Origin of the sequence: Pseudomonas borbori (genome assembly GCF_900115555.1) — a bacterium.
GTDB lineage: Bacteria > Pseudomonadota > Gammaproteobacteria > Pseudomonadales > Pseudomonadaceae > Aquipseudomonas > Aquipseudomonas borbori.
In genome coordinates this window covers 17,013-38,181 of sequence record NZ_FOWX01000031.1, presented here as the reverse complement: position 1 = coordinate 38,181, position 21,169 = coordinate 17,013, and the positions used below count along the sequence as shown (strand labels likewise).

18 protein-coding genes are annotated in these 21,169 nt (G+C 64.0%); 14 read left to right on the top strand and 4 right to left on the bottom strand.

The window, feature by feature from the left end; all coding sequences use genetic code 11:
- Nucleotide 1: 1 nt before the first annotated feature.
- The 7 genes from ispG to BM315_RS19245 all read left to right on the top strand — a co-directional run bounded on the left by ispG (nt 2) and on the right by BM315_RS19245 (nt 7,915).
- Nucleotides 2-1,114, top strand: a complete 1,113-nt coding sequence (gene ispG, locus BM315_RS19275; RefSeq protein WP_090504328.1) for a flavodoxin-dependent (E)-4-hydroxy-3-methylbut-2-enyl-diphosphate synthase — start codon at nt 2-4, stop codon at nt 1,112-1,114.
- 17 nt (nt 1,115-1,131) lie between these two features.
- Nucleotides 1,132-2,421 (top strand): histidine--tRNA ligase, encoded by a 1,290-nt coding sequence (gene hisS / locus BM315_RS19270; RefSeq protein ID WP_090504324.1) that lies wholly within the window; start codon nt 1,132-1,134, stop codon nt 2,419-2,421.
- A 37-nt stretch (nt 2,422-2,458) separates the two neighbouring features.
- On the top strand, nt 2,459-3,103 hold the full coding sequence (locus BM315_RS19265) for a tetratricopeptide repeat protein (protein ID WP_090504321.1): 645 nt from the start codon (nt 2,459-2,461) through the stop codon (nt 3,101-3,103).
- Nucleotides 3,096-4,247 (top strand): outer membrane protein assembly factor BamB, encoded by a 1,152-nt coding sequence (bamB, locus tag BM315_RS19260; RefSeq protein WP_090504318.1) that lies wholly within the window; start codon nt 3,096-3,098, stop codon nt 4,245-4,247. Before BM315_RS19265 ends, bamB begins: the two co-directional genes overlap by 8 nt.
- Nucleotides 4,248-4,375: 128 nt before the next feature.
- Nucleotides 4,376-5,848 (top strand): ribosome biogenesis GTPase Der, encoded by a 1,473-nt coding sequence (gene der, locus BM315_RS19255; protein ID WP_090504315.1) that lies wholly within the window; start codon nt 4,376-4,378, stop codon nt 5,846-5,848.
- A gap of 121 nt (nt 5,849-5,969) precedes the next feature.
- A complete protein-coding gene (locus BM315_RS19250) occupies nt 5,970-7,118 on the top strand; it encodes a pyridoxal phosphate-dependent aminotransferase (RefSeq protein WP_090504312.1) in 1,149 nt (382 codons plus the stop codon).
- 14 nt (nt 7,119-7,132) lie between these two features.
- Complete coding sequence (locus tag BM315_RS19245; protein ID WP_090504309.1) at nt 7,133-7,915, top strand: amidohydrolase; 783 nt, start codon at nt 7,133-7,135, stop codon at nt 7,913-7,915.
- A gap of 171 nt (nt 7,916-8,086) precedes the next feature.
- Here the strand turns inward: BM315_RS19245 and leuA are convergent, their stop codons facing one another.
- Nucleotides 8,087-9,757, bottom strand: coding sequence for a 2-isopropylmalate synthase (leuA, locus tag BM315_RS19240; protein WP_090504305.1), 1,671 nt, complete (start codon nt 9,755-9,757; stop codon nt 8,087-8,089).
- A gap of 319 nt (nt 9,758-10,076) precedes the next feature.
- Nucleotides 10,077-11,321, bottom strand: coding sequence for a mechanosensitive ion channel family protein (locus tag BM315_RS19235; RefSeq protein ID WP_090504301.1), 1,245 nt, complete (start codon nt 11,319-11,321; stop codon nt 10,077-10,079).
- A 216-nt stretch (nt 11,322-11,537) separates the two neighbouring features.
- Between BM315_RS19235 and BM315_RS19230 the strand changes: the two genes are divergently transcribed.
- Together BM315_RS19230 and BM315_RS19225 are read left to right on the top strand one after the other, a co-directional pair.
- Nucleotides 11,538-11,969, top strand: a complete 432-nt coding sequence (locus BM315_RS19230) for a DUF6491 family protein (RefSeq protein WP_090504298.1) — start codon at nt 11,538-11,540, stop codon at nt 11,967-11,969.
- Nucleotides 11,970-12,032: 63 nt separating this feature from the next.
- Nucleotides 12,033-12,575, top strand: coding sequence for a hydrolase (locus BM315_RS19225; protein ID WP_090504295.1), 543 nt, complete (start codon nt 12,033-12,035; stop codon nt 12,573-12,575).
- 54 nt (nt 12,576-12,629) lie between these two features.
- On the opposite strand, the gene BM315_RS19220 is transcribed toward BM315_RS19225, so the two are convergent.
- A complete protein-coding gene (locus tag BM315_RS19220; RefSeq protein WP_090504292.1) occupies nt 12,630-13,454 on the bottom strand; it encodes a M23 family metallopeptidase in 825 nt (274 codons plus the stop codon).
- A 51-nt stretch (nt 13,455-13,505) separates the two neighbouring features.
- Nucleotides 13,506-14,885, bottom strand: coding sequence for an exodeoxyribonuclease VII large subunit (gene xseA, locus BM315_RS19215; RefSeq protein ID WP_090504410.1), 1,380 nt, complete (start codon nt 14,883-14,885; stop codon nt 13,506-13,508).
- Between the two features lie 134 nt (nt 14,886-15,019).
- Between xseA and BM315_RS19210 the strand changes: the two genes are divergently transcribed.
- The 5 genes from BM315_RS19210 to tadA all read left to right on the top strand — a co-directional run bounded on the left by BM315_RS19210 (nt 15,020) and on the right by tadA (nt 21,158).
- The gene (locus BM315_RS19210) at nt 15,020-15,571 is read left to right on the top strand and encodes a sugar ABC transporter ATPase (RefSeq protein ID WP_090504289.1); all 552 of its coding nucleotides are present in this window, start codon (nt 15,020-15,022) and stop codon (nt 15,569-15,571) included.
- 128 nt (nt 15,572-15,699) lie between these two features.
- Complete coding sequence (guaB, locus tag BM315_RS19205; RefSeq protein WP_090504286.1) at nt 15,700-17,169, top strand: IMP dehydrogenase; 1,470 nt, start codon at nt 15,700-15,702, stop codon at nt 17,167-17,169.
- 227 nt (nt 17,170-17,396) lie between these two features.
- Entirely contained in the window at nt 17,397-18,977 is a 1,581-nt protein-coding gene (guaA, locus tag BM315_RS19200; RefSeq protein ID WP_090504283.1) for a glutamine-hydrolyzing GMP synthase, read from the top strand.
- Nucleotides 18,978-19,249: 272 nt separating this feature from the next.
- Nucleotides 19,250-20,620: a multicopper oxidase family protein gene (locus BM315_RS19195; protein ID WP_090504280.1), complete on the top strand. Its 1,371-nt coding sequence runs from the start codon at nt 19,250-19,252 to the stop codon at nt 20,618-20,620.
- 55 nt (nt 20,621-20,675) lie between these two features.
- Nucleotides 20,676-21,158, top strand: coding sequence for a tRNA adenosine(34) deaminase TadA (tadA, locus tag BM315_RS19190; RefSeq protein WP_090504278.1), 483 nt, complete (start codon nt 20,676-20,678; stop codon nt 21,156-21,158).
- Nucleotides 21,159-21,169: the final 11 nt, after the last annotated feature.

Below are 21,169 nucleotides of genomic sequence, written 5' to 3'. Positions count from 1 at the left end.
CATGCATTGTGAATCACCGATCAAGCGTCGCCTGACGCGCAAGATTTGGGTCGGCTCGGTGCCGGTGGGTGGCGACGCCCCCATCGCCGTGCAGAGCATGACCAATACCGATACCAACGATGTGGCCGCAACAGTGGCCCAGGTTCGTCGCCTGCAAGATGCCGGTGCGGATATCGTGCGCATTTCGGTGCCGGACATGGACGCCGCCGAAGCCTTTGGCAAGATCAAGCAGCAGGTCAGCCTGCCGCTGGTGGCGGATATCCACTTCGATTACCAGATCGCCCTGCGGGTGGCCGAGCTGGGTGTCGATTGCCTGCGCATCAATCCGGGCAATATCGGCCGTGCCGACCGGGTCAAGGCCGTGGTCGAGGCCGCCCGCGATCGCGGTATTCCGATTCGCATCGGGGTCAACGCCGGCTCGCTGGAGAAAGACCTGCAGAAAAAATACGGCGAGCCGACCCCGCAGGCTCTGGTCGAGTCGGCGCTACGCCATGTCGAACACCTGGATCGCCTGAATTTTCCGGACTTCAAGGTCAGTGTCAAAGCCTCCGATGTGTTCATGGCGGTGGAGGCCTATCGGCTGCTGTCCAGGCAGATTGAGCAGCCCCTGCACCTGGGCATCACCGAGGCCGGCGGCCTGCGTTCCGGCACGGTGAAGTCGGCGGTGGGCCTGGGTATGCTGCTGGCCGAGGGGATTGGCGATACCATCCGCATCTCCCTGGCCGCCGATCCGGTGGAAGAGATCAAGGTTGGCTTCGACATCCTCAAGTCGCTGCGCCTGCGTTCGCGCGGGATCAACTTCATCGCCTGCCCGAGCTGCTCGCGGCAGAACTTCGATGTGGTCAAGACCATGAACGACCTCGAAGGCCGTCTGGAGGACCTGCTGGTGCCGCTGGATGTCGCGGTGATCGGCTGTGTGGTCAACGGTCCGGGCGAAGCCAAGGAAGCGGACGTCGGCCTGACTGGCGGTTCGCCGAGCAACCTGATCTATATCGATGGCAAGCCGGCGCAGAAACTGAACAACGACAACCTGGTGGATGAGCTGGAAAAGCTGATACGCCAGAAGGCGGCCGAGAAAGTCGCTGCTGACGCCGCGCTGATCGTGCGCAGCTAACCCGTTAAGGAAATGAATTGAGCAAGCCCCTGCAAGCCATCCGTGGCATGAACGACATCCTGCCCGAGCAGACCCCGCTTTGGCGTTACTTCGAAGACAGCGTGGCGCGTCTGCTCGATGGCTACGGCTATCGGCAGATGCGCATGCCGATCGTCGAGTTCACCGAGCTGTTCAAACGCTCGATCGGCGAAGTGACCGATATCGTCGAAAAAGAGATGTACACCTTCGAGGATCGCAACGGCGACTCCCTGACCCTGCGCCCCGAAGGCACCGCCGCCTGCGTGCGGGCCGTGCTCGAACATGGTCTGGCCGGTGGCGGACAGACGCAGAAACTCTGGTACATCGGGCCGATGTTCCGCCATGAGCGTCCACAGAAGGGGCGTTACCGCCAGTTCCACCAGATCGGCGTGGAAGTCTTCAATATCGATGGTCCGGATATCGACGCCGAGTTGATCGTGCTGACCTGGCGCCTGTGGGGCCTGCTCGGTATTCGCGACGCGGTCACCCTGGAGCTGAACAGCCTGGGCACCAGCGCCGCACGGGCGGTGTACCGCGAGGCCCTGGTCGAGTACCTGTCGGCGCGTGCCGAGCGGCTCGACGAGGACAGCCGCCGGCGCCTGAGCAGCAACCCGCTGCGCGTGCTCGACAGCAAGTCGCCGGAGACCCAGGCGCTGCTGGCCGATGCGCCGAAGATGGCGGATTTCCTGGACGAGGAGTCGCGCCTGCATTTCGATGGACTGAAGGCCCGCCTGGATGCCGCTGGCATTCCTTATGTGATCAACCCCAAGCTGGTGCGTGGCCTGGATTACTACAGCAAGACCGTGTTCGAGTGGGTGACCGATCAGCTCGGTGCCCAGGGCACGGTCTGTGCCGGCGGTCGCTACGATGGCCTGGTCGAGCAGATGGGCGGCAAGCCGACGCCGGGCGTGGGTTTCGCCATGGGCATCGAGCGTCTGGTGTTGTTGATCGAAACCCTGGACAAGGTGCCGACAGCAATCGCCCGGCAGGTCGATGTCTATCTCTGTGCCCTGGGCGAGCCGGCGGAATTGGCTGCCCTGGTCCTGGCCGAACGCTTGCGCGATCAATTGCCAGCCCTGCGTCTGCAGGTCAATGCCGGCTCGGGCAGTTTCAAGAGTCAACTGAAGAAGGCCGACAAGAGCGGCGCGCTTTACGCCTTGGTCATGGGTGAAGACGAACTGGCCCGGCAAGTGGTAGGTTGCAAGCCGCTACGGGGCCAGGGTGAACAGCAAAGTATCGCCTGGGCGGCATTGGCCGAGCATTTGGCGACCTGCGCCTTGCAGGCCTGACAGGCTGTTAAGCGATTTAGCGAATAGGAGTATCTGGGTGGTTTCGCGTACCGATGAAGAAGAGCTGGCGGTAATCAAGGACTGGTGGCAGCGCAACGGCAAGCCATTGCTCACCGGCAGCGTATTGGCGCTGGTGCTGGTGTTCGGCTGGCAGGCCTGGCAGAAATACCAGGCCAGCCAGGCTCATGGCGCTTCGCTGGTTTATCAGCAACTGCTGGAAACCGCGTTGAACCCGAGTGGCCAGCCCGATCCGGCCAAGGTTGCCGAACTGGCCAACAGGCTCAAGAGCGATTTTGCCGGCAGCCACTATGCCCAGTACGGCAGCCTGTTCGTCGCCAAGGTGGCGGTCGAGTCCGGCAAGCTGGACGACGCTGCGGCCGAGTTGCAGGCGATCGTCGACAAGCCGGTGGACGACACCCTGGCTGAATTGGCCCGTCAGCGTCTGGCCCGTGTACTGGCTGCCCAGGACAAGGTCGAGGAGGCGCTCAAGCTGCTCGAGGGCGATGCCGATCAGGCCTATCTCGCCAGCCGTGAAGAGCTCAAGGGCGACCTGTTGGTGGCCTTGGGTCGCAGCGATGACGCCTATGCCGCCTATGTAAAAGCCAAGGCAGCGCTTGCCGAAGAGGCTGCTGTGGGTGGCTTGCAAATGAAGCTCGACGATTTGGCCAAAGGGGATGCGTGACGTGATGCGTTGGAAAAATGCCGCACTGCTGGCCCTGGCCGTTTTGGCTGTGGGTTGCAGCAGCAACAGTAAGAAGGAACTACCCCCCGCCGATCTGCCTGACTTCGAAGAAGAAGTGGTATTGCAGAAAGAGTGGAGCCGCTCGATCGGTGAAGGTCAGGGCGAAACCTTCAACATGCTGGTACCCGCTGTCGACGGTGACAGCATCTACGCGGCCGATGTCGAAGGCCTGGTCATGGCGCTCGAGCGCATGACCGGCAAGGTGCTCTGGAAACAGGACCTGGACCTGCCGGTTTCGGGTGCGGTCGGTGCCGGTTACGGCCTGGTGGTCGTCGGCACGCTGAAAGGCGAGATCATTGCCCTCGATGCCAGCTCCGGCGAGGAAAAGTGGCGCGCGCGAGTGGCCAGCGAGGTGCTTGCCGCCCCGGCGATCAATGGCGACATCGTGCTGGTGCAGACTCAGGACGATCGGCTGATTGCCCTGGATGCCAACAGCGGCAGCCAGCGCTGGCTGTTTGACAACACCCCGGCGGTCCTGACCCTGCGCGGCACCGGCAGTCCGGTGCTGACCAACCGTCTGGCGATTGCCGGCCTGTCGAGTGGCAAGGTCATTGCCCTCGATGCCCAGCGCGGTCTTCCGGTTTGGGAGCAGCGCGTGGCTGTTCCGCAAGGGCGCTCCGAGCTCGAGCGTGTGGTGGACATCGACGGCGGCCTGCTGCTGTCGGGTGGCAGCCTGTACGCGGTCAGCTACCAGGGCCGTGTCGCGGCGCTGGATATGGAAAGCGGACGGGTGCTGTGGCAGCGTGAGGCTTCCAGTTCGGTCGGCGTGGCCCAGGGCTTCGGCAACGTCTATGTCAGCCTGGCCAACGGTACGGTAGAAGGCATCGACGAGCGTTCCACCTCGGCGTTGTGGAGCAACGATGCCTTGGCCCGTCGCCAGCTATCGGCTCCGGAAGTGTTCTCCAGCTACCTGGCCTTCGGCGATCTGGAAGGTTATCTGCACCTGATCAGCCAGGTAGATGGGCGTTTCGTTGGCCGTGAGCGTATCGACAGCGATGGTCTGCGTGCTCGTCCGCTGGTGGTCGGTAACTGGCTGTATGCCTTTGGTAATAGTGGCAAACTGGTCGCACTGACCATCAAGTGACCCACTGCTAGAGCGTTTGGCTCTGCTGCACCGCGAGGCGGTGTAGCTGGCCATCTCGTAGTGTGAATTCCGGCCGCTGCCCCTGCAGCGGCTTTTGTATTTTCTGAAATAACGAAGTGGAGAGCCTAATGGTTCCCGTAATTGCCCTGGTGGGCCGCCCGAACGTCGGCAAGTCCACCCTGTTCAATCGCTTGACCAAAAGCCGCGACGCGATTGTCGGCGACCTGTCCGGTCTGACCCGAGATCGTCAATACGGCGAGGCCAAGTGGCAGGGCCGTACCTACATCGTCATCGACACCGGGGGTATCTCCGGTGACGAGGAGGGCATCGACGCGAAGATGGCCGAGCAGTCGCTGCAGGCCATCGAAGAAGCCGATGCCGTGCTGTTCATGGTGGATGCGCGGGCCGGCTTGTCGGCCTCCGATCAGATGATCGGCGAGCACCTGCGTCGGCGTAACAAGCGCAGCTTCCTGGTGATCAACAAGGTCGACAACCTCGACCCCGACCTGGCCCGCGCCGAGTTCGCCAGCATGGGCATGGGCGAGTCCCTGGCGATTGCCGGCGCCCACGGCCGCGGCATCACCCAGATGCTCGAAGCCGTGCTGGGTTCCTTTCCCAAGGATGAAACCGAGCCTGCGGAGGGCGAGGAAGAAGAAGTCGTGCTCGAAGGTCAGGAAGCCAAGCGCATTCCCGGCCCGAGCGAGAAGGACGGGATCAAGCTGGCGATCATCGGCCGGCCCAACGTCGGCAAGTCGACCCTGGTCAACCGCATGCTCGGTGAAGACCGGGTGATCGTCTATGACCAGGCCGGCACCACCCGCGACAGCATCTATATTCCCTTCGAGCGCGATGGCGAGAAGTACACCCTGATCGACACCGCCGGCGTGCGCCGGCGCGGCAAGATCTTCGAGGCGGTGGAAAAGTTCTCGGTGGTCAAGACCCTGCAGGCGATCCAGGACTCCAACGTCGTGGTGTTCGTCATGGATGCCCGTGAAGGGGTGGTCGACCACGACCTCAACCTGCTCGGCTTCGTTCTGGAAAGCGGTCGCGCCCTGGTCATCGCCCTGAACAAGTGGGACGGCATGGAGCCCAGCGAACGCGACTACGTGAAGACCGAGCTGCAACGCCGGTTGTTCTTCGTCGACTTCGCCGACATCCACTTCATCTCGGCCCTGCACGGCACCGGCGTCGGTCATCTGTACAAGTCGGTGCAGGACTCGTTCAAGTCGGCTATCACCCGCTGGCCGACCAACCGCCTGACCCAGATTCTCGAAGACGCGGTCGGCGATCACGCGCCGCCCATGGTCAACAACCGGCGGATCAAGCTGCGCTACGCCCACCTCGGTGGCGCCAACCCGCCGCTGATCGTGATCCACGGCAACCAGGTCGAGGCGGTGCCCAAGTCCTATGTGCGCTACCTGGAGAACACCTACAGGCGCGTGCTCAAGCTGGTCGGTACGCCGATCCGCATCGAGTTCAAGGGCGGCGAGAACCCCTACGAGGGCAACAAGAACACCCTCACCGACCGTCAGGTGAACAAGAAGCGCCGTCTGATGAGCCACCACAAGAAGGCCGAGAAGAAGCGCAAGGACAAGCGCTAGGCGTGCGACTGAACGCTCCATAAAGGCACCTGCGGGTGCCTTTTGCCTTTCCGGGGGTTGGGCTATCCTGCCGCATCAGTCGCGCTCACGCCCGGCGCTTGATCCAGGGATATCGTCATCGATGATCATCAGCAAACTACCCAACGTCGGCACCACCATCTTCACCCGCATGTCGCAGCTCGCCATGGAAACCGGGGCACTCAACCTGTCCCAGGGCTTTCCCGACTTCGACGGCCCGCAGGCCTTGCGCGAGGCGGTTGGCCGGCATGTGCTGGCCGGGCATAACCAGTACGCGCCCATGACCGGCCTGCCGGCGTTGCGCGAACAGGTGGCGGCGAAGATCGCCCGCTGCTATGGCCGCACGGTCAGCGCCGACAGCGAAGTGACCATCACCCCGGGGGCGACCCAGGCGATCTTCTGTGCGATCCAGGCGCTGATCCGGCCAGGCGACGAGGTCATCGTCTTCGACCCCTGTTACGACAGCTACGAACCCTCGGTCGAGCTGGCCGGAGGGCGCTGCGTGCATGTGCCGCTGGCCTTGCCCGGTTTCGCCATCGACTGGCAACGCCTGGGCGAGGCGCTGAGCGACAGGACCCGGCTGATCATCCTCAACAGCCCGCACAATCCCAGCGGCGCGCTGATCTCGGCGGCCGAGCTGGAGCGCTTGGCGGTGCTGATCCGTGAGCGCGATATCTACCTGATCAGCGACGAGGTCTACGAGCATCTGGTGTTCGACGGCGTCAGGCATGCCAGCGTGCTGGCCCACGAGGAACTGTACCAACGTGCCTTGGTGGTCAGCTCGTTCGGCAAGACCTATCACGTCACCGGCTGGAAGACCGGCTATGTGGTGGCGCCGCCGGCCTTGAGCGCGGAGCTGCGCAAGGTCCATCAGTACGTCAGCTTCTGCGGCGTCACCCCGCTGCAGTGGGCGCTGGCCGACTACATGGCCGAGCATCCCGAGCATGTCGAAGAGCTGCCGGCCTTCTACCAGGCCAAGCGCGACCTGTTTTGCGATCTGTTGGCGGGTTCGCGCTTCAGTTTCAGTTGCGCCGCCGGCACCTATTTCCAGCTGGCCGACTACTCGGCGATTCGCGATGACCTGGATGATCTGGCGATGGCCGAGTGGCTGACCCGCGAGCATGGCGTGGCGGCCATTCCGGTGTCGGTGTTCTACCAGCAGCCGCCCAAGGATCTGCGTCTGGTGCGGTTCTGCTTCGCCAAACGCGAGGAAACCCTGGCGCAGGCGGCGGAAAAACTATGCGTGGTGTAGGCAGTGGAGTCCCGATGAGCGATAAACCCGATCTCGAACTGGCGCTGATCCAGAGCGAACTGGCCTGGCAGGATCCGGCCGCCAATCGCGCGCAGTTTCAGCTGTTGCTGGAGCAGGCTCGAGGCGCCGACCTGATCGTGCTGCCGGAGATGTTCAGCACCGGTTTCTCGATGGACTCGGCGGCCTTGGCCGAGCCGGAAAATGGCCCGACCAGCCAGTGGTTACTGGAGCAGGCGGCGCACCTGCAGGCGGTGATCTGCGGCAGCCTGATCATCCAGGCGGCTGACGGCTCCTACCGCAATCGTCTGCTCTGGGCGCGACCGGATGGCAGCCTGGCCCACTACGACAAGCGCCACCTGTTTCGTATGGCCGGCGAACACAAGCACTACGCGGCGGGTGAGCACCAGCTGCTGCTGGAACTGAACGGTTGGCGCATCCGCCCACTGATTTGTTACGACCTGCGTTTCCCGGTCTGGAGCCGCGACCCGCACAGCACCGACCTGCTGCTGTATGTCGCCAACTGGCCGGCGGCGCGGCGCCAGCACTGGAACCGCCTGCTGCCGGCGCGGGCCATCGAGAACCTCTGCTACGTGGCGGCGGTGAACCGCATCGGTCAGGACGGCAAGGGCCATGCCTACAGCGGCGACAGCCAAGTGCTGGATTTTCAGGGCGATACGCTATTGGCGGCCGGCGATGCAGGCGGCGTGTTCCGGGTAACGCTCAGGGCCCATGAGTTGGCCGCCTATCGTCAGCGTTTTCCGGCTGATCGGGATGCCGATGCTTTCGTATTGACGTAGCCCGGATGCAGTGGAGGGTGGATCGGGGCGCGTAGCTGACGCTTTTTTCATCCACCATCGCAGTTGGTGGATGAATCAAGCGTCATCCACCCTACGGCCCCGTAGGGCTTGCATAGGTGCGGATAAGCAAGACGTCGGGTAATGCCCGGCGTTTTGCTGTTGCGGTCTGTGTCAGGCCGCCTGCGCCTCGGCCTGGGCCAGGGCGCGGTTGAGGGCGCTGAACAGGGCGCGGAAGCTCGCGGTGGTCAGGTTCTCGTCGATGCCGACGCCATGCAGGGCGCGGCCGCCGCCCACCCGCAGTTCGATATAGGCCGCGGCCTTGGCGTTGGTGCCGGCGCCAATGGCGTGCTCGCTGTAGTCCATTATCTCCACGGTCATCGGCAAACCGGCGACCAGGGCCTCCAGCGGGCCCTTGCCGATGCCGCGCCAGTGCTGGCTTTCGCCCTCGCTGACAACTTCCACGTCGACCGCGCAGGTCGCGTTCTCTTCCTGCAGGCGATGGCCTTGCAGGGCATAGGGCGTGGTGGCTTGCAGGTATTCGCGGTCGAGCAACTGGTGGATCTGCGCGGCGCTCATTTCCAGGCCGAGTCGGTCGGTTTCCTTCTGCACCACCTGGCTGAACTCGATCTGCATACGCCGCGGCAGGCAGATGCCGTATTCCTGCTCCAGCAGGTAGCTGATGCCGCCCTTGCCGGACTGGCTGTTGACGCGGATCACCGCCTCGTAGCTGCGACCGATATCGGCCGGGTCGATCGGCAGGTAGGGCACTTCCCAGATGCCGTTCGGGTCCTGCTGGCTGAAGCCCTTGCGGATCGCGTCCTGGTGCGAGCCGGAAAACGCGGTGTGTACCAGGTCGCCGACATAGGGGTGACGCGGGTGCACGGGAATCTGGTTGCACTCCTCGACCACCTTGCGCACGTTGTCGATGTCGGAAAAGTCCAGGCCCGGGTGGATGCCCTGGGTGTAGAGGTTCAGCGCCAGGTTGACCAGGTCGACGTTGCCGGTGCGCTCGCCGTTGCCGAACAGGCAGCCTTCGACACGGTCGGCGCCGGCCATCAGGCCCAGCTCGCTGGCGGCCACGCCGGTGCCACGGTCGTTATGGGTGTGCAGGCTGATCAGCACGCTGTCGCGGCGGCTGATATGGCGGCCGAACCATTCGATCTGGTCGGCGTAGACGTTCGGCGTGGCCACTTCCACGGTGGCCGGCAGGTTGAGGATCGCCTTGTTGTCCGGAGTCGGTTGCCAGACATCGAGCACCGCATCGCAGACTTCCACGGCAAATTCCAGCTCGGTGGAGGTGAAGATCTCCGGCGAATACTGGAAGGTCCAGCGGGTCTGCGGCTGGCGGGCGGCGAGGTCCTTGATGATCTGCGCGGCATTCACCGCGATAGCGACTACCCCGGCCTTGTCCTGGTTGAACACGATGCGGCGGAAGCTCGGCGCGGTGGCGTTGTAGACGTGAACGATGGCCTGTTTGGCGCCGACCAGGGATTCGAAGGTGCGAGTGATCAGGTCTTCGCGGGCCTGGGTCAGCACCTGGATACAGGTGTCGTCGGGGATATGGCCGCCTTCGATCAGCTCGCGGACGAAGTCGAAATCGGTCTGCGAAGCGGAGGGGAAGCCTACTTCGATCTGCTTTATGCCGACCTGCACCAGGGTCTTGAAGAAGCGCATCTTCTTCGCCGCATCCATCGGCTCGATCAGCGACTGGTTGCCGTCGCGCAGGTCCGAGCTGCACCAGATCGGCACCTGGCTGATGGTCTTCGACGGCCAGGTGCGATCCGGAAGGTCGATGGTCGGGAAGGCGCGGTACTTGCTGGACGGGTCTTTGAGCATGCTCATGGTGTAATCCTTTTAGCGGCGGCCGCAGGAGGGTGGCCAGGCAAAATCGAGGTAAGTGAGGCGGTGCGGTTCAGTCACGCAGTCGCTGGCCGACCAGGCAGAGGCTGGCGTGTTGGCGCAGGAGAAGGAGGCGGTGGTTAGCGTTCATGGCGTCAACCCTAACCAGCTAGGGCTAAAGCTGGCAAGCATTGCTGGAAAATTGGTGATAAAGCGCGTTTAGCTTGCTTTAGTGGTTTTTAATTGCGCTGAGGTGGGTAAGGTTTTGGATTGATTGCGCGCTGTGATTGCGCCGCCCGCGAGGCGCAATCACAGCGGCGCGTCAGGCCGGCGATCCGGCATGCCATGCGCGCAGGTCGGCGCCGCTGGGGTGCTGGAACACCCGCAGGCCGAACTCGGGGAGGATCGCCAGCAGGTGGTCGAAGATATCCGACTGGATGCTCTCGTAGCTGCCCCAGGCGGTGGTGTTGGTGAAGCAATACAGCTCCAGCGGCAGGCCATCCGCTGTCGGGTGCAGTTGCCTGACCAGCTGGGTCATCTCCTGATGGATGCCCGGGTGCTGACGCAGGTAGTGTTCGACATAGGCGCGGAAGGTGCCGATGTTGGTGACCCTGCGGGTATTCGCCGGCTCTTGGCTGGCCTCGGCCAGTGCAGTGTTCCAGCTGAGCAGCTCGCTCTGTTTGCTGCTTAGGTACTGACCGAGCAGCAGAAAGCGCTGCAGGCGGGCAATCTGTTCCGGGCCGAGGAAGCTGATGCTGGTCTGGTCGAGCAGCAAGCTGCGCTTGATCCGCCGCCCACCGCACTCCTGCATGCCGCGCCAGTTCTTGAACGGGTCGCTGATAAAGCGCTTGGTCGGGATGCTGGTGATGGTCTTGTCCCAGTTCTGCACCTTGACCGTGTGCAGGGCGATGTCGATCACGTCGCCATCGGCATTCAGTTGCGGCATCTCGACCCAGTCACCGACCCGGATGATGTCGCTGGAGGTGATCTGCACGCTGGCCACCAGCGACAGCAGGGTGTCTTGGAAGATCAGCATCAGCACCGCGGCCATGGCGCCGAGGCCCGAGAGCAGGATCAGCGGCGAGCGGTCGATCAGGGTGGCGATGATGAGGATGGCGGCGATGACGAACACCAGGATCTTGACCACCTGGACGTAGCCCTTGATCGGCTTCAGGTGGGCATTCGGGCGGCGCCGGTAGAACAGGTTCATCAGGCTCAGGCTGGCGCTGATCGCCAGGGCGACGGTCAGCACGATAAAGGCGCTGCAGACGTTGCGCGCCACCGTGACCGCGGCGGCGGGCAGGTGCGGCACCAGGCCGATCCCGGCGGAGAGGATCAGCGCCGGCACTACATTGGCCAGGCGGGCGATGATCCGCGAGTCGGAGAGTGCCTGGTCCTGGCCCAGGGGCGTGGCCTTGAGTACCCGGTACAGGCCGCGCACGAGGATGCGCTTGACTACCCAGTTGCCGAGCCAGGCCGCCAGCAGCAACAGGATCAGGCTGATCAGCGTATGCAGTTCGGGGTAGCGTTCAAGCCACTCGAGGGTAGTGGCGTAATGTGCTTGCATGGCGATCCTCGCTTGCTCCGTGGACTGATGGCGTCTTCCTGGCGTCCCGCATCGGGAGTAGGCTATTGCTTGAACGAGGACTCCGGAAGGCGACGAGGGCGTACCTTAACAAACGACCGTCCGTTTGCCTGGGCGGTTTTCTTTCCGGGCATGTCTGCGGGCCGTCGGCAGTCCAGCGAGGCGGCCGGTTATGTGCAACCGGCCAGGAGGCACAGCATGCACAAGCCAAAGTTTTTCAGCATTCTTCTGGTGAACTCTCTGCTGGCGTCCATGTTGCTCACCGCCTGCAGCCAGCAGGCACTGCGCGACGAGACCCTGCCGTTAGCGGAGCGTCTGGCCGTGCTCGGCTTTCGCCAGGGCGAACCGGTGAAGTCGGTGTGGCAGGTCGATATCGATGGTTGGCAGTACCTCGACAAGAGTCACATGGTATTGGGCTCCGGGCCGGGGCGCTCTTATCTGGTCGAGTTCTCCTACCCCTGCCGCAACCTGAACTTCAGCAACCTCATTACCTGCAGCACCACGGTCGACTCCCTGACCACCCTGGACAAGATCGTTTCGATCGACTCCGGCGGTTTCCCCGAGCATTGCCTGATCGGCGAGATCTACCGGCTGGAACAAGTGCCAAGGGTCAAGGCGGCAGCTAGCTGAGCCGGTGCCGGAGAAGAGCTTGAAGCAACTGCGCCGTGACCTGTCCATGACGAGGGACTGTTGATGCGAATCAAAGCCGAGACTTCGATCCTGCTGATCATCGATATCCAGGAGCGCCTGTTCCCGGTCATCGATGACTGCCAGGCGCTGGCCGACCATGCCCTGTGGCTGCAGCAGGTGGCGCGGCGCATCGGTGTGCCGGTGCTGCTCACCGAGCAGTACAGCAAGGGCCTGGGGCAGACGATCCCGGCCCTGCGCGCTGGCCATGAGCCTGCGGCCATCATCGAGAAGCTGCACTTTTCCGCGGTCAGCGAGGGCGAGTTGTTCAAGCGCCCCGGCGGTGAGCGGCCGCAGTTCGTGGTTTGCGGCAGCGAAGCCCATGTCTGTGTGTTGCAGAGCGTGCTCGACCTGCTCGCCGCGGGCCGTAGCGTCTACGTGGTAGCGGAGGCGGTCGGCTCGCGTAGGGTCTCGGACAAGGCGCTGGCCCTGACCCGCATGCAGCAGGCGGGTGCGAGCATAGTGTCGCGTGAGATGGTGGCCTTCGAATGGCTGGAGCAGGCCGGCAGCGAACTGTTCCGCGAAGTGAGCAGGGCGTTCATTCGCTGACGCACGCGGGCATGGCCCGCCCTCGGCTAGCCAGGTGCGGTCCCACCCGCAGGATCAGGGCTTGAAGGCGCCGATAAAGATCGCCGGATCGACGCGGGCGTCGTTCAGGCTGACGTTCCAGTGCAGGTGCGGCCCGGTGGCGCGGCCGGTGGCGCCGACCTTGCCGAGCACGCCGCCGCGGGGTAGTTCGTCGCCGACCTTCACCCCGATCTCCGACAGGTGACAGAACATGCTGATCAGGCCTTGGCCGTGGTCGACGAACACCGTCTTGCCGTTGAAGAAGTAGTCGCCGGTGAGGATCACCGTGCCGGCCGCCGGGGCCTTGATCGGGGTGCCGCGGTTGGCGGCGAAATCCAGCCCCGAGTGCGGGTTGCGCTCCTCGCCGTTGAAGAAGCGGCGCAGACCGAAGGGGCTGGACAGCGGGCCGTTGACCGGCTTGTCGAACAGCAGGTTGCTCGGCTGGCGCGGGCTGAACTGCCGGTAGGCGCGGGTCTGCTCGGCCAGTTCGCGCTCGATGCGCGCAAGGTTCTCGGCGTTCGGGGTGACGTGCTGCGGGTTCTTGACGGTGATGCGTTGCTCGACATAGTGCTTGCTGGCGACCTGGAAACTCAGGGGCTGACGGCCATTGACCTGGATCTGCTGGTTGCCCGGCTTGCTGCTCAGGGGCAGGCCGACGATGGCGATCCAGCGCTGGCCGTCCTCCCGGATCACCAGCAGCGGCTTGCCCTGGTAGCTGGCGCGCGGTGCGCTGGCAGCCGGGCCCAGGTCGACCACGGCGATGCCGCCGGGTACCGGCTTGTGCAGCAGGCGGCTGATAAAGCCTTCGGCCTGCACGGGCAGGGCGAGGGCCAGGGTGAGCAGCAGCAACAGCAAGCGCATGCGGTATTCCTGAGCAGGGCGGATGAGGCTGTTCATCCGCCGGGGTAATCGTCAATCCAGCAACGACAGGGTCGCCGGCTGCACATGGTTGTCCTCGACCCGCACATCCAGTTCGCCCTCGGCCAGCCGCGCTTTCAGGCGCTGGCCGCTGTGGGTGTCGGCGGCGCGGCGCACGGCCCGACCGCGCTCGTCGAAGAGGATGCTGTAGCCACGGCCGAGGGTGGCCAGCGGGCTGACGACCTGCAGTGTCTGCACCTGGCTTTGCAGCTGCAGGCGGCGTTGCTTCAGGCCTTCGCGCATGGCCCGCGGCAGGCGTTCGGCGAGGCTGCCCAGGCGCTGGCGCAACAGTTGCAACATGCGCTCGGGGTGCTGGCCGGCCAGGCGGGTGTGCAGGCGCGCCAGGCGCTCGCGGCGAGTGTTCAGTTGGCGTTCGAAGGCTCGCGCCAGGCGCATTTCCAGATCATCCAGGCGCTGGGCGTGCTGGCGCAGGCGTTCGCCGGGGTGACGCAGGCGCCGGCTCAGGCCGTCCAGGCGCAGGCGTTCGCGCTCCAGGTGGTTGTGCATGCGCATGATCAGGCGGCGCTGCAGGCTGTGCAGGCGCTGCACCAGCTCGCTGGCGTCGGGGGCCAGCAGTTCGGCGGCGGCCGAGGGGGTTGGCGCGCGCACGTCGGCGACGAAGTCGCAGATGGACACGTCGGTTTCGTGGCCCACGGCGCAGACTATCGGCGTGACGCAGGCCGCTACCGCGCGGGCCACGGCTTCCTCGTTGAAACACCAGAGGTCTTCCAGCGAGCCGCCGCCGCGGGCCAGGATCAGCGCGTCGAAGCCCTGGCGGTCGGCCAGTTGCAGGGCACGGATGATCTGGTCGCAGGCCTCGCGGCCCTGCACGGCGGTGGGGATCAGGCTCAGGGCGACCTGTGGGGCGCGGCGGCGGAACACGCTGATGATGTCGCGGATCACCGCGCCGGTCGGCGAGCTGACGATGCCGATGCGCCTGGGGTGGGCAGGCAGGGCTACTTTGCGTTCGCTGGCGAACAGGCCTTCGGCGCCGAGCTTTTCCTTCAGCGCTTCGAAGGCCAGGCGTAGGGCGCCGTCGCCGGCCGGCTCGAGCGCGTCGACAATCAACTGGTAATCGCCGCGCCCTTCGAACAGCGAGACCTTGCCGCGCACCTTGACCGCCAGGCCGTCGCGCAGCGCCTGCCGCACCCGCGCGGCGTTCTGTCGGAACAGCGCGCAGCGCACCTGGGCCTGACTATCTTTAAGGGTGAAGTAGATATGCCCGGAAGCCGGCTTGGCCAGGTTGGAAATTTCCCCTTCGACCCAGATGCTGGAAAATACATCCTCCAGCAGAAGACGCGCGCGGTTGTTGAGCTGGCTGACGCTGAGCACTTCGCGGTCGAGGTTCAGGCGTTGGAACGGGTCTTTGATCATGTTCGGCATGATAAAGGCTTTGCCGGGCCGGCCATATAGCGAAAGTTGCGCAGCAGCGGATGAGCGCGGTTTGCCTTGACCACTGCCCCGCGCTCTTTAAGCTGCGCGGCTTTCAGTCAGTTCGAGGGGGCGCCATGCGCGAACAGCAAGCCATCATAGTGCCGAAAATCTCCAGTTTCCCCGCTCATGAAGCCAGGGCGCGGGCGATCGTGCGCTGGCTGGTGCAGCAGAATGTCATCGAGGCGCAGTTGAGCACCTGTGGTCGGACGTTCAACAAGATGGCCCATGGCGTTGCCCCGGGTGCCCGGCAGGTGGTCGAGCAGCCGCAGTTGTTGCCTTTCGGTCAGCCGGTCAATGGCCTGGAGATCGTCTACAAACGCTGCATATATACCCCGCTGCACGACTTTCACGAGGAGGCCGGTTGTCCGCAGTGTCGCCAGGAGGTCGGTGTCGAGCTGTTCGATCGTCTGGAGGAGTGGATGCCCGGCCATAGCGATACCTTCAGCTGTCCCCAGTGCGGGCACGAAGACGATATCAATGGCTTCCTGTTTCTGCAGCCCTGCGGCTTTTCCAATCTGGGCTTTATCTTCAATAACTGGGCCGAGGCGGTGTTCAAGCAAGATTTTCTCGACGAATTCGCCGCTCGACTGGGTTATCCGCTGTCCGTGGTCGAGGTCAGGCTCTGAGTCAGGCTGACGGCCGCGTACGCGGACTGCGGCAGGCCGCGGCATTACGGCCAATTCTTTGCATTGAGTGCAAGGGCTTGCCTGAGTATAATGGCGCGCTTCCAATTTCCCGCCTGGGAGCCCCCGCCATGCTGCGTATCAGTCAAGAAGCTCTTACCTTCGACGACGTTCTACTTGTTCCTGGTTACTCCGATGTTCTGCCGAAGGATGTCAGTCTCAAGACTCGCTTGACTCGTGGTATCGAGCTGAATATTCCCTTGCTCTCCGCTGCAATGGACACTGTCACCGAGGCCCGTCTGGCGATTGCCATGGCCCAGGAAGGCGGCATTGGCATCATTCACAAGAATATGACCATCGAGCAGCAGGCTGCCGAGGTGCGCAAGGTCAAGCGTTACGAGTCCGGCGTGGTCAAGGACCCGATTACCATCGAGGCCGATGCCACTGTGGGCGATCTGTTCGACCTGACCCGGCAGAACAACATCTCCGGCGTACCGGTGCTGCACCACGGTGATCTGGTCGGCATCATCACCTCGCGTGACGTGCGTTTCGAGACCGACATGAGCGCCAAGGTGCGCGAAGTGATGACGCCCAAAGAGCGTCTGGTCACGGTCAAGGAAGGCGAAGACACCCAGGTGGTGCGCAAGTTGTTGCACAAGCACCGCATCGAGCGCGTGCTGATCGTCGATGACCAGTTCCGCCTCAAGGGCATGATGACCGTCAACGATATCGAGAAGGCCAAGGCCTACCCGCTGGCCAGCAAGGACGACCAGGGTCGTTTGCGCGTCGGCGCGGCGGTTGGCACCGGTGCCGATACCGGCGACCGGGTAGCCGCCCTGGCGGCGGCCGGCGTCGACGTGATCATCGTCGACACCGCCCACGGTCACTCCAAGGGCGTGATCGACCGGGTGCGCTGGGTCAAACAGAACTTCCCCGAAGTGCAGGTGATCGGCGGCAATATCGCCACCGGCGATGCGGCCAGGGCCCTGGTCGAAGCCGGCGCCGACGGGGTCAAGGTCGGTATCGGCCCTGGTTCGATCTGCACCACGCGGATCGTCGCCGGGGTCGGCGTGCCGCAGATATCCGCCGTGGCCAATGTCGCCGCCGCGCTGGAAGGCACCGGTGTGCCGCTGATCGCCGATGGCGGTATCCGCTTCTCCGGTGACCTGTCCAAGGCCATAGTCGCGGGCGCCTCCTGCGTCATGATCGGCTCGATGCTGGCCGGCACCGAAGAGGCGCCGGGCGAAGTCGAGTTGTTCCAGGGCCGCTCCTACAAGGCCTATCGCGGCATGGGCTCGCTGGGCGCCATGTCCCAGGCGCAGGGTTCCTCGGACCGTTATTTCCAGGATTCCTCCGCCGGTGCCGAAAAGCTGGTGCCCGAAGGCATCGAAGGCCGCGTGCCTTACAAGGGGGCGATGAGCGCCATCGTCCATCAGATGATGGGCGGTTTGCGCGCCTCCATGGGCTATACCGGCTGCGCCACCATCGAAGAGATGCGCACCAAGCCGCAGTTCGTGCGCATCACCGGCGCCGGCATGGCCGAGTCCCACGTTCACGATGTGCAGATCACCAAGGAGGCGCCGAACTACCGGGTCGGCTAAAAAATCGCCGGATCGCTGCTGCGCTGGCTCATGCGGCGTTGGAAAGCAGCTCGCAATGCTCATTGGCTCCAGCCAACTGCGCTTGCTCGCTACTTTCCGCCTTGCCTGAGCTGCGCTCGCGACGCGAATCCGACGATTTTTAATACTGTTGAGTACACGGGGCTGCTGCTGTTGAGAACGATGGGGCAGCCCCTTGCCATTTGTGAATTCCGCTACGAGAGACGGCCATGGCTCATCCTGACATTCACGCCCACCGCATCCTGATCCTGGATTTCGGTTCCCAGTACACCCAACTGATCGCCCGCCGCGTGCGCGAGATCGGTGTGTACTGCGAGTTGCACCCGTTCGATATGAGCGACGAGGATATCCGCGCCTTCGCTCCGCGCGGGATCATTCTCGCCGGCGGTCCGGAGTCGGTGCATGAGCTCGACAGCCCGCGCGCCCCGCATGCGGTGTTCGACCTCGGTGTGCCGGTGCTGGGCATCTGCTATGGCATGCAGACCATGGCCGAGCAGCTTGGCGGCAAGGTGCAGGGTTCGGATATTCGCGAGTTCGGTTACGCCCGCGTCGATGTGGTCGGCAAGGCCCGCTTGCTCGACGGCATCGAAGACCATATCGACGACGACGGCGTGTTCGGTCTGGACGTGTGGATGAGCCATGGCGACAAGGTCACCACCTTGCCGGAAGGTTTCCATATCCTTGCCAGCACCCCGAGCTGCCCGATTGCCGCCATGTGCGACGACAAGCGCGGTTACTACGGCGTGCAGTTCCACCCGGAAGTGACTCACACCAAGCAGGGCGGCCGGATTCTTTCGCGCTTCGTCCTGGACATCGCCGGTTGCCAGGCGCTGTGGACGCCGTCGAATATCGTCGAAGATGCCATTGCCCAGGTGCGTGCCCAGGTCGGTAGCGCCAATGTATTGCTCGGCCTGTCCGGCGGCGTGGATTCCTCGGTGGTCGCGGCCTTGCTGCATAAGGCGATCGGCGATCAGCTGACCTGTGTATTCGTCGACAACGGCCTGTTGCGCCTGCACGAAGGCGAGCAGGTGATGGCCATGTTCGCCGAGAACATGGGGGTCAAGGTGATCCGCGCCAATGCCGAGGAGCAGTTCCTCGGCAACCTGGCCGGCGAAGCCGACCCGGAGAAGAAGCGCAAGATCATCGGTCGCACCTTTATCGATGTGTTCGATGCCCAGGCCAGCAAGCTGGACGACATCCGTTTCCTCGCCCAGGGCACCATCTACCCGGACGTGATCGAGTCGGCCGGTGCCAAGACCGGCAAGGCCCACGTGATCAAGTCGCACCACAATGTCGGCGGCCTGCCCGAGGAAATGAACCTCAAGCTGGTCGAGCCGCTGCGCGAGCTGTTCAAGGATGAAGTGCGGCGCATCGGCCTGGAGCTGGGCCTGCCCTACGACATGGTCTACCGCCACCCGTTCCCGGGCCCCGGCCTGGGCGTGCGCATCCTCGGCGAAGTGAAGAAGGAGTACGCGGACCTGCTGCGCCGCGCCGACCATATCTTCATCGAAGAGCTGCGCAACTTCGACTGGTACCACAAGACCAGCCAGGCCTTCGTGGTGTTCCAGCCGGTCAAGTCGGTCGGCGTGGTCGGCGACGGCCGTCGTTACGCCTGGGTCGTGGCCCTGCGCGCGGTGGAAACCATCGACTTCATGACCGCGCGCTGGGCGCACCTGCCCTACGAGCTGCTGGAGAAGGTCAGCAACCGCATCATCAACGAGATCGAAGGCATCTCCCGCGTCACCTACGATGTGTCGAGCAAGCCGCCGGCGACCATCGAGTGGGAGTGATGCATTAGCGGGACGGCTTCCTGGTCGTCGGCCATGCTGCGTTGCGTCCTCGCTTTTAATGCTCACGTACTGCAGTACGCTGCGCTTAAAAGCTCCGGGGCGCCTTGCCTGGCCTTAGCCCAGTAACCCTTTTTCTGCATCGCCTGTTCGATTTTAAAGCCTCTAAAAAGCCGGTCCATCAGAGACCGGCTATTACATGCCTACCTTGATTTCCCCGATGGGCCCAGCGTGTTGTTCTAGAAAGTCCCCCTTATCTAGAGGTGTCTGTACCCATGTCATTTACACGTCGACAAATTATCGGTGGCCTGCTCGGTTTGACTGCCGTAGGCCTCGGTGCCGGCGGCGCGCGCTACTGGCTGGGGCGGCCGCTGGTGGCCGCCGAATACGACTACGAGTTGATCGCCGCGCCGCTGGATCTCGAGCTGGTGCCGGGGCATCTCACCCCGGCCTGGGCCTATGGCGGCCAGGCGCCGGGCATGGAAATTCGCGCCAGGCAGGGCGAGTGGTTGCGTGTGCGCTTTATCAACCGGCTCGAGGTGCCGACCACCATCCACTGGCATGGCATCCGCCTGCCGCTGGCGATGGACGGCGTGCCCTACGTCTCGCAGTTGCCGGTGCTGCCCGGCGAATACTTCGACTACCAGTTCAAGACCCCGGATGCCGGCAGTTTCTGGTATCACCCGCATACCGCCAGCGGCGAGCAGTTGGGTCGCGGCCTGGTTGGGCCGCTGATCGTCGAGGAGCGCGAGCCGACCGGCTTCAGGCATGAGCGCACGCTCAGCCTGAAAAACTGGCATGTCGACGCGCAGGGTGCCTTCAGCGATTTCAGCGTGCCCCGTGAAGCCGCGCGCGGCGGCACCCCGGGGCGGCTGAGTACGGTCAACGGCGTGCATGCGCCGACCCTGGAATTGCCGGCCGGGCAGGTGGTGCGCCTGCGTGTTCTGAACCTGGACAATACCCTGACCTACCGCCTCAATCTGCCGGGCGCCGAGGCGCGCATCTATGCGCTGGACGGCAACCCGGTCGCGCCGCGGCCGCTGGGCAAGGAGTACTGGCTGGGGCCGGGCATGCGTATCGAGTTGGGGCTGCAGGTGCCGGCGGCGGGTATCGAATTGTCGCTGCGCAACGGTCCGCTGCGTCTGGCCACCCTGCGTTCTATTGCCGGCGATGATAGGCCGGGCCAGTGGCCTCCAGCGCTGCCGGCCAATCCGATTGCCGAGCCGGACCTGGCCACTGCCGAAACCCTGAGCTTCAACTTCGAGTGGGTGGGCGCGTTGTCGCAGGGGTTGGCACAGGGCGCGGCGCACAGTTTCTGGCAGATCAACGGCCGGGCCTGGGACAGCAAGGACAAGGGCTGTACCGATAAGCCCATCGCCCGCCTGCAGTTGGGCAAGAGCTATATCTTCGAGCTGCGCAACCTCAGCCAGTACCAGCACCCGATCCACCTGCATGGCATGACCTTCAAGGTGCTGGCCTCGAACCGCAAGCAGATCATTCCCTACTTCACCGACACCTACCTGCTGGGCAAGAACGAGCGCGCGCGGGTGGCGTTGGTCGCCGATAATCCCGGGGTGTGGATGTTCCACTGCCATGTGATCGACCATATGGAAACCGGCCTGATGGCCTCCATCGAGGTGGCGTGAACATGCTCGTAGGGTGCGCCGTGCGCACCATTGCCAGGAATGCTTCGGCGAGACTATGAAAAGAGCACAGATCATCGACCGCAGTCGCGACGCGCACTTCATGCGCGAGGCCCTGGCCCTGGCCGCCGCGGGCGCGGCCCTGGGCGAGGTGCCGGTCGGCGCGGTACTGGTGCAGGATGGCGCGATCATCGGTCGCGGCTTCAACTGCCCGATTTCCAGTCATGACCCCAGCGCCCATGCCGAAATGGTGGCGATTCGTGCGGCGGCGCAGGCCGCCGACAACTACCGTCTGCCGGGCAGCACCCTGTACGTGACTCTGGAACCGTGCAGCATGTGCGCCGGACTGATCGTGCACGCGCGGATTCAGCGGGTGGTGTATGGCGCCACCGAGCCCAAGGCCGGTGTGGCCCTGAGTCGTGGCGAGTTCTTCAGTCAGGCGTTTCTCAATCATCGGGTGCTGATCGAGGGCGGGGTGCTGGCGGAGGAGTGCGGCGCGGTGCTCAGCGAGTTCTTCAAGGCGCGCCGGGCAACGCGCTAGCGACCTTCGCC

Excerpts from the sequence above, each read along its gene's own strand:
- tadA (WP_090504278.1), top strand. The coding sequence starts at position 20,676 with ATGAAAAGAGCACAGATCATCGACCGCAGTCGCGACGCGCACTTCATG.
- BM315_RS19220 (WP_090504292.1), bottom strand. The coding sequence starts at position 13,454 with ATGCGCTTGCTGTTGCTGCTGCTCACCCTGGCCCTCGCCCTGCCCGTG.
- BM315_RS19195 (WP_090504280.1), top strand. The coding sequence starts at position 19,250 with ATGTCATTTACACGTCGACAAATTATCGGTGGCCTGCTCGGTTTGACT.
- ispG (WP_090504328.1), top strand. The coding sequence starts at position 2 with ATGCATTGTGAATCACCGATCAAGCGTCGCCTGACGCGCAAGATTTGG.
- leuA (WP_090504305.1), bottom strand. The coding sequence starts at position 9,757 with ATGAGCATGCTCAAAGACCCGTCCAGCAAGTACCGCGCCTTCCCGACC.
- guaB (WP_090504286.1), top strand. The coding sequence starts at position 15,700 with ATGCTGCGTATCAGTCAAGAAGCTCTTACCTTCGACGACGTTCTACTT.
- guaA (WP_090504283.1), top strand. The coding sequence starts at position 17,397 with ATGGCTCATCCTGACATTCACGCCCACCGCATCCTGATCCTGGATTTC.
- der (WP_090504315.1), top strand. The coding sequence starts at position 4,376 with ATGGTTCCCGTAATTGCCCTGGTGGGCCGCCCGAACGTCGGCAAGTCC.
- BM315_RS19250 (WP_090504312.1), top strand. The coding sequence starts at position 5,970 with ATGATCATCAGCAAACTACCCAACGTCGGCACCACCATCTTCACCCGC.
- BM315_RS19245 (WP_090504309.1), top strand. The coding sequence starts at position 7,133 with ATGAGCGATAAACCCGATCTCGAACTGGCGCTGATCCAGAGCGAACTG.
- xseA (WP_090504410.1), bottom strand. The coding sequence starts at position 14,885 with ATGATCAAAGACCCGTTCCAACGCCTGAACCTCGACCGCGAAGTGCTC.
- BM315_RS19210 (WP_090504289.1), top strand. The coding sequence starts at position 15,020 with ATGCGCGAACAGCAAGCCATCATAGTGCCGAAAATCTCCAGTTTCCCC.
- BM315_RS19235 (WP_090504301.1), bottom strand. The coding sequence starts at position 11,321 with ATGCAAGCACATTACGCCACTACCCTCGAGTGGCTTGAACGCTACCCC.
- BM315_RS19225 (WP_090504295.1), top strand. The coding sequence starts at position 12,033 with ATGCGAATCAAAGCCGAGACTTCGATCCTGCTGATCATCGATATCCAG.
- bamB (WP_090504318.1), top strand. The coding sequence starts at position 3,096 with ATGCGTGACGTGATGCGTTGGAAAAATGCCGCACTGCTGGCCCTGGCC.
- BM315_RS19230 (WP_090504298.1), top strand. The coding sequence starts at position 11,538 with ATGCACAAGCCAAAGTTTTTCAGCATTCTTCTGGTGAACTCTCTGCTG.